The sequence below is a fragment of the Novosphingobium profundi genome, from assembly GCF_018491765.1.
Classification (GTDB): Bacteria; Pseudomonadota; Alphaproteobacteria; order Sphingomonadales; family Sphingomonadaceae; genus Novosphingobium; species Novosphingobium profundi.
Genome location: NZ_JABWCU010000051.1, coordinates 1 through 6385, shown reverse-complemented (window position 1 = coordinate 6385; position 6385 = coordinate 1). Strand labels below are relative to the sequence as shown.

Below are 6385 nucleotides of genomic sequence, written 5' to 3'. Positions count from 1 at the left end.
CAGCGCACCGCCCATAGGATGACCTCTCCGGTGAAGTGCCGCCCCTTGAAATCGTTCATCGCAACCGATCCTGCCAATCCAGCAGCCCAATCTTGGCCACTGCGCCAGAGTTTGCAACAGAGCCATCGCGCGCATCCTGCCCGAGCCGGCGCACACCTGGCTTGACGGCGCCGCGTTCAACCTCGGCTGGCTCGTTGTCTATGTCGTCTCGACGGCGCTGCTCTGGAATGGTGGCCGTTCGCCGGTCGCATCACGGGACGAAGCAGCATGACCGAAGCTGCGACAGCGACAGGCGACGAACAAGTGGGGGAGGAAGCATCAGGCGCTTTCAGCATGAAGCCACTGATGTTCGAGACCTTCGTCTGCTCGATGGCGATGATGTCGTTCGTGGCGCTCGCGGGCCCCATCGCGCGCGTGCTTGGCCTCGAGCCATGGCAGGTCGGCGGGGCGATGACCGCGTCGGGCATCGCCTGGATGATCATGGCGCGGTTCTGGGGCGGCCTTAGCGATCGGCGCGGCGCTCGTCGCTTGACGGCTTGATTGGATCGGGGGCGCCGCGATCAAGCGTTACCGCTCGGTTAGAGAATGGGATGACCAAATTATCGCTGCAACTTTGCCATCGCTTCCACTTCGATGGTTGTAAGCTCGTCGATTGTCAGGTCGAGCGCAGAGCGCTGCTTCTTCAAGTCGACCAACCTTTCCCGGATGCGGGCAATCAATCGCTCCATTTGCTCCTTATGCTCGGGATCGGCATCGTAGAGATCGAGAAACTCCTTGATTTCCTTGATGGAGAAGCCAAGGCGTTTGCCGCGCAAAATCAGCTGTATGCGTCCGATCTCACGCCTGGAATATGCCCGGGTACTGCCTACCCGTTGAGGGGCGATAAGCCCCTCCTTTTCGTAGAAGCGTAGCGTGCGAAGTGTCAGTCCGAGTTCCTGAGCGACATCCTGGATGCCGTACACTTGTAAATCCGCATCCTTTGCGCGGGTTCTCCCCTTGTGCGTGGGGTTGTCGCGATCCGCGTCCTTAAGCGTTTCATCGTCCTCGGCGAGGTGGAGCGAGTTCCCCATGCCATCCACTCCCTGTCCTCCAATCACGGCTACCCTACCACTCAAGCGCATAAGCCTCGTAGCTTGACAGGGGATAGAGGCTCAGGCGAGCTTTTTGTTCTCCTCCTCGATCAAATCCTTCTTCGAAAGTTTGCCGATCAACGTCTTGGGCAGGCTGTCCCGGAATGCGAAGGCCTTGGGCATCTCGATCTTGCTGAGGCGATCCTGCAAAAAGACCTTGAGTTCATCGACGGTCAGGTTCGATCCCTCGTGCAGCGCGATGAACAACTTGGGAGATTGACCTCTGTAGGCGTCAGGAATCGCGATTGCGATCGCCTCCTTTACCGCCGGGTGCTGGTAGGCCGCATCCTCGATGATCCGGGGATATACATTATATCCGCCACAGAAGATGATGTCCTTGATGCGGTCGACGAGGAAGAGATAGCCATCCTCATCAAAATAGCCGATATCGCCGGTTCGTAGCGCGCCATCGACGAAGACAGCACTGGTTTCTGCAGGGCGCTGCCAATAGCCCTTCATCACCTGAGGGCCGCGGGCGCACACTTCTCCGCGTTCTCCCTGGGGAAGAACCCGCGAGGGATTCTCCGGATCTCGGATCTCGATGATGGTGCCGGGGAAACTTGGGCCGCAGCTATTGTCCTTCACCGTCCCAAACAACGGGTTGCAGGCGATGATCGGGGCGGTTTCGGAGAGCCCATATCCTTCCACGACCCTGGCACGCGTGCGTGCCTCGAACTCCTCGCGTACCTCGAGCGGGAGCGGTGCGCCGCCGGATATACAGGCGCGCACGGCCGAGAGATCGGGTATCTCGTCGTCCGGAAGCGCGTTCAGGGCAACATAGATCGTAGGCACGCCGAAGAACTGTGTCGGCGGCTTGCGCTTCATCGTGTTGAGAACCTGCTTCATCTCAAACCGTGGCAGCAGGACGATTTCGGCGCCGATTTCGACTGAGAAGTTGAGCACCGTCGTGAGTGCGAAGACGTGAAACATGGGCAGGACGCCGAGAGTTCTCTCCTGCTGCGGGCGAAGTCCTCCCACATGCACCACCATCTGGGCGCTGTTCGCCGTGAGGTTGGCGTGGGTCAGCATTGCGCCCTTGGGCACGCCGGTTGTGCCTCCGGTATATTGAAGGACCGCGACATCATCAGGGTGACGTTCTACCGCGTCAGGTTCGGCATCATGGGCGAGAAGCGCCTTGAGCCGGACATGAAGGCCTTCGTCGAGTATCCGCGCGTGGTCTTTTCGCTTGAATAGCGCAAAGCCCAGGCCTTGCAGCCAGGGCAGCATATCCCTCATGCCGCACAACACGATCTTGTCCAGCCCGGCACGTGGCGCGACGGCTTGCACTTTCTCGTGGATTATCCGGACGTCCGGTACCGCCATCATGCGCGTTCCCGAGTCCCGGATCTGATGCTCCAGTTCGCGCTCCGTGTAGAGCGGGTTGAAGTTGACCACGATCGCACCCACGCGCAGCGCCGCGAAGTACAATATCGCGAAATAGGGGCAGTTCGGCAGGCACAGGCCGAACCGATCGCCCTTGCGCAGCCCCTGATCCTGCAATCCACGTGCTGCACGGCGAACGAGTTGCCCCACCTGCGCATAAGTCCAGGTTCGCCCGAGAAAGTCGATGGCGACGCGTTCGGGATAAAGGTTCAACGCATTGTCGAGGAGGTCGGTCAGGAGCCGTGGCGGAATTGCCGGTTCCGGTATCGACGGGAAGGCGCTGATGGCGGGCTGGGGCATGGCGATCTCCAGCATCAGAAGTGGAAACGTCCGCCGAGCGACAGCACGACGGCGTGCGCGTCCTCGAGCTTGCCGTCCATCAGGATCGGCGTCTGCACGGCCGTGCCGGCATAGGCCGCTGTCGTGCGATCAATAGTCGTATCCTTGAACGTAATATACGCTGCGCCCGCATCGAGCGTGAACCGGGAAGACACGGCATAGCTTGTGCCGGCAGCGAAATTCCAACGGTTGCTGTCAGGCACTCGAGCGTCCCGATTGCCGTTGCGCGTCGGGGTCTGGGCGTGTTGAACGCCGGCACGAACGGTCCAGGCTGGTGTGACCGCGTAATCGATGCCGCCTGCGAAGCTCCAAGTGTCCCGGTAATTTTCCGGGATTGAAACGTTGAGCGGCGCGCCGAGCCGGATAGCGTCGAATTTCGACCAACCCATGCGGGTCACCTGACCGTTGAGGGTGACCTTGGGCGACACCGCCACGCGCGCTCCGAAGATCGCCTGCCAGGGGGTCTCGAACGTGGCGTTTGCATTCACTACGCTGTTTTGCCCGGCGAGCGGACCAAGAAGACCGGTCGTCGTCACCGAACCGTCGAGATTATGCTTCACGCTCGACTTGTAGCTGGCGCCCAGTTGCATGGGGCCGGCGCGATATTGCAGCCCGGCCGACCAGCCAAGATCCCAACCATTGCCTTTCAGCTCCTGGTGGCCGTCGGCGAGAAGAGGCGATAGGTTCGGCAGATAGTTGGACAATGATGCGTCGGCATATTCGATATTAAGCGCGGCGCCGATGCTGAGATTTGGCGTAACGAGGTAGGCGATCGATGGCTGGATGTCGTATGTTCGCAGCTTGGTCTTGTCGGCGCTATACCGTGCCCAGCTGTCGGCATCATAATTGGTTGTGAAGCTATAAGGGGAGGCGACGGTCAGCCCCAAAGCGAGCCGTGATGTCAGGCCGACGGCTATCGCGCCGGAGGGTAGTACGCCATTATTGATCGGATCACGAGAGCGTTGGCTCCCGCCTACAGCCGCAGCCGACTGCCCGGGACGGACAATGAGCGTGTTGACATTGTCAACCGACCCTTTGGGAAGGATTACGCTTACGGCCTGGTGGGCATCGACTCCTTCCATGCCTGCGATCGCAGCCGGATTCCACCAGAGGGACTGTACGCCCTGGTCGGCGACCTCGCCCGAAAAGGCTCGTCCGGCACCTCTGGACGATTGTTCCTGAAGGTAAAAGGCCTGCGCGCTCGCGGCTTGCGGCGCGAGCAATCCAGCCGCCACGGCCGATGTTGCGATCCCAACTTTCCAATTTTTGCCTGCCACGCCCATCTCCCCTTTCGTGATTGTCAAATTCCTCGTGCTTATCGGAGGCGCGTCCATGTCTGCGTCTTGCACAGGGGCCAGACGATGCAGCCCTTGAGGCGCAAATGATCCCGATCGGCTAACGTGACCGTCGCGCTGTATGTACCGCCATCCTCAGCGTTGTAGATGGAACCACCCGACCAACTGCCCGACTTCCACGTAAAACCCTGCAGAATCTGCAATCCACGAAGCGGACGACCGCGCAACGCAGCGGTCTTGTTCTTTTCGTCACGTAGTTCGGGGTTGGCTTTGATCCCGTCGGAACTGATCAAGGCACCGCAGATCGATTGCCCGCAGCGGGTGATTTCCACGACGCCATGACGGCTCTCGGTTTGCCAGCGACCGACAACGGTGTCGGCGGGCAATGCAGTGCTCGAAGCCAGTAGTGTCAGAATGATCGACATTGTTCCTCTCCGCGCGCCTTCAGGCGACCGTCTGTTTCACGTCTGGAGCCAATATGCGGCGAATCAGCGTCCCATAACCATCTCGATGACGTATAGGTAAGTCAATAGCTCAATGCGTCATCAAAATGCCTATTAGGTTGTGTGCGAATTGGAGGGGTCAGGCGCTGCTGGCCCCGTCGTCAGGGTTCGGGCGTGTTCGTGTGTGACGCCGTCAAGCTATTGATCTGTGCGTGCCTTCAGGTGCCGCGCTATTGCAGGGACGGCAATGATGACGACCAGTGGAGCAAGCCGTTGTGGAACCGGTCGATCTTGCGAGAGGGCTGCCCGTTATCGAGCGGCAGTTGGATAGCGACAGCAACAGCGTGTTTCCCCGCGAAAGGAATCGCGAGCGACCATTCACTGGCTGCCACCGTCAATGGAAAAGATCTTCGCCGATACCGAACTGGCGGACCTCGCTGCCGATGTTCGGCGACACAGCTTCGCGAGCAGGGCCAACGATCTCCGCTTCATCGAGATCACTATTTCGCCGGACGGCCTCACCGCGTTTTCCTCGCGGTGGTAGAATATTGCCCAGCCAAGCTGGGCCGGCAGCCTTATTCCGGTGAACAACACACGCGCTTTCCGTGCGGCCCTCAAGGACGACGCGCCGCGCGTCCACCGTTTGTTTCAATTGCGACACTTATTGGTCGCCCGACCAAGAGCCGGCGCATTGCCCCTACCGCCTCGCGGCCGGAAAGAAGATTTCTCACCGTGGGCTACCATTCATCGTTCAAATCTTCATCACCCCAGTCCCACGGCACGAACAGCGGCCTCAAGGTGGCGGCGATCAGGGCGGCCCCGACTATGGCCGCGCCGCCCAGCATCCACGCTCTGGTCGAACTGCGGAGTGGAATTTTTTGTCGCAAGCTCCGCTCCCGGATTTTGATGAGGATAGGGAGATTACCCACCATTTCCTGGCCTTCCTGCCTTGATCGTCTCGTTCGCAGTCGATGGAGCGATCATTCCGGGGGCGGCATCGACTGCGCGATGACGGTGCCACAAACTCCCCTCAGCGGGGCGTGAAGTCCCGTCCGATCTCGTCGAGCCGGGCGGACGTTAGTCCACCAGCGGAGGCGGCCAGCGCTGCCCGGCTATACTCATATTCGTAAAGCGCCTGGTCGAGCTGCCGCTTCACCTCGAAGGTCTGCGCCTGGGCCGCCAGCACGTCGCTCTGGGTTCTGACCCCGACCTCGCGTCCGGTCAGCGCCGCCCGTTCCTGCAACTGCGCCGACGCAAGAGCCGTCCGCAAGGCGGTGATCTGCGCCGAACTGCTCCTTTGCGAGAGCCACGCCTCTTGCACCTGCAGGCGGATATCGCGGCGCGTTGCGTCGAGCTGCGCCTGTGCGCCTCGCGCCTGGGCCGAAGCCTGGCGTCGCTGTGCTTCAAGAGCACCGCCGGTATAGAGGGGAAGCTTGACCTGGACCCCGGCAAAAAAGCCGCCGACGCTGCCCGGAGGTACGATCACGCCGAGCAACGCCGGATCGTTACCGCCACGCCAGGCTTGCCCGTAGGCGGCCCTGCCAGTGACCTTGAGCTGGCTCGACCAGGCATATTGGTCGATGGCCGCTTCGCCCGCCGTCACTTGCTCCTTGCGCGCGAGGATGACAGGCGCTTGCCGCTCGGCCTCGTCCTGCCATTGTGACAAATGGCTCTGTTGCAAAGATCGTCCGCGAGCGAGTGAGATCCGCCGCTTCATGGCAATCAAGCGGCCGTGGCCAGGTGTTGGTTTAGTAATTCCATGGCCTCGGTCAGGGCTGATGGTCCAATGCCGAAA

General features: G+C 60.7%; 8 protein-coding genes. 2 read left to right on the top strand and 6 right to left on the bottom strand.

What is annotated here, in order from left to right; all coding sequences use genetic code 11:
* Positions 1-333 precede the first annotated feature (333 nt).
* Positions 334-540, top strand: coding sequence for a hypothetical protein (locus tag HT136_RS25775; protein ID WP_004206962.1), 207 nt, complete (start codon positions 334-336; stop codon positions 538-540).
* Between the two features lie 59 nt (positions 541-599).
* Here HT136_RS25775 and HT136_RS25770 read toward each other — a convergent pair whose 3' ends face one another.
* From HT136_RS25770 to HT136_RS25755, 4 genes are all read right to left on the bottom strand, one after another.
* Positions 600-1070, bottom strand: coding sequence for a MerR family transcriptional regulator (locus HT136_RS25770; RefSeq protein WP_213504632.1), 471 nt, complete (start codon positions 1068-1070; stop codon positions 600-602).
* Positions 1071-1151: 81 nt separating this feature from the next.
* Complete coding sequence (locus HT136_RS25765) at positions 1152-2828, bottom strand: long-chain-fatty-acid--CoA ligase (protein WP_017503286.1); 1677 nt, start codon at positions 2826-2828, stop codon at positions 1152-1154.
* Entirely contained in the window at positions 2828-4135 is a 1308-nt protein-coding gene (locus HT136_RS25760) for an OmpP1/FadL family transporter (RefSeq protein WP_036526777.1), read from the bottom strand. The genes HT136_RS25765 and HT136_RS25760 overlap by 1 nt, the downstream gene beginning before the upstream one ends.
* A gap of 32 nt (positions 4136-4167) precedes the next feature.
* Positions 4168-4572 (bottom strand): DUF2147 domain-containing protein, encoded by a 405-nt coding sequence (locus tag HT136_RS25755; protein WP_026109759.1) that lies wholly within the window; start codon positions 4570-4572, stop codon positions 4168-4170.
* Positions 4573-4987: 415 nt separating this feature from the next.
* Here HT136_RS25755 and HT136_RS25750 point away from each other — a divergent pair, with 415 nt between their 5' ends.
* Positions 4988-5134 carry a hypothetical protein gene (locus HT136_RS25750; RefSeq protein ID WP_213504631.1) on the top strand — a complete coding sequence of 49 codons (147 nt, stop codon included), beginning with the start codon at positions 4988-4990 and terminating at the stop codon, positions 5132-5134.
* A 193-nt stretch (positions 5135-5327) separates the two neighbouring features.
* Here HT136_RS25750 and HT136_RS25745 read toward each other — a convergent pair whose 3' ends face one another.
* Together HT136_RS25745 and HT136_RS25740 are read right to left on the bottom strand one after the other, a co-directional pair.
* On the bottom strand, positions 5328-5522 hold the full coding sequence (locus HT136_RS25745; protein WP_214202618.1) for a hypothetical protein: 195 nt from the start codon (positions 5520-5522) through the stop codon (positions 5328-5330).
* Positions 5523-5620: 98 nt separating this feature from the next.
* A complete protein-coding gene (locus tag HT136_RS25740) occupies positions 5621-6256 on the bottom strand; it encodes a TolC family protein (protein ID WP_214202617.1) in 636 nt (211 codons plus the stop codon).
* Positions 6257-6385: the final 129 nt, after the last annotated feature.

Coding starts and splice junctions, on each gene's coding strand:
- HT136_RS25775 (WP_004206962.1), top strand. CDS start 334: ATGAAGCCACTGATGTTCGAGACCTTCGTCTGCTCGATGGCGATGATG.
- HT136_RS25770 (WP_213504632.1), bottom strand. CDS start 1,070: ATGGGGAACTCGCTCCACCTCGCCGAGGACGATGAAACGCTTAAGGAC.
- HT136_RS25765 (WP_017503286.1), bottom strand. CDS start 2,828: ATGCTGGAGATCGCCATGCCCCAGCCCGCCATCAGCGCCTTCCCGTCG.
- HT136_RS25760 (WP_036526777.1), bottom strand. CDS start 4,135: ATGGGCGTGGCAGGCAAAAATTGGAAAGTTGGGATCGCAACATCGGCC.
- HT136_RS25755 (WP_026109759.1), bottom strand. CDS start 4,572: ATGTCGATCATTCTGACACTACTGGCTTCGAGCACTGCATTGCCCGCC.
- HT136_RS25750 (WP_213504631.1), top strand. CDS start 4,988: ATGGAAAAGATCTTCGCCGATACCGAACTGGCGGACCTCGCTGCCGAT.
- HT136_RS25745 (WP_214202618.1), bottom strand. CDS start 5,522: ATGGTGGGTAATCTCCCTATCCTCATCAAAATCCGGGAGCGGAGCTTG.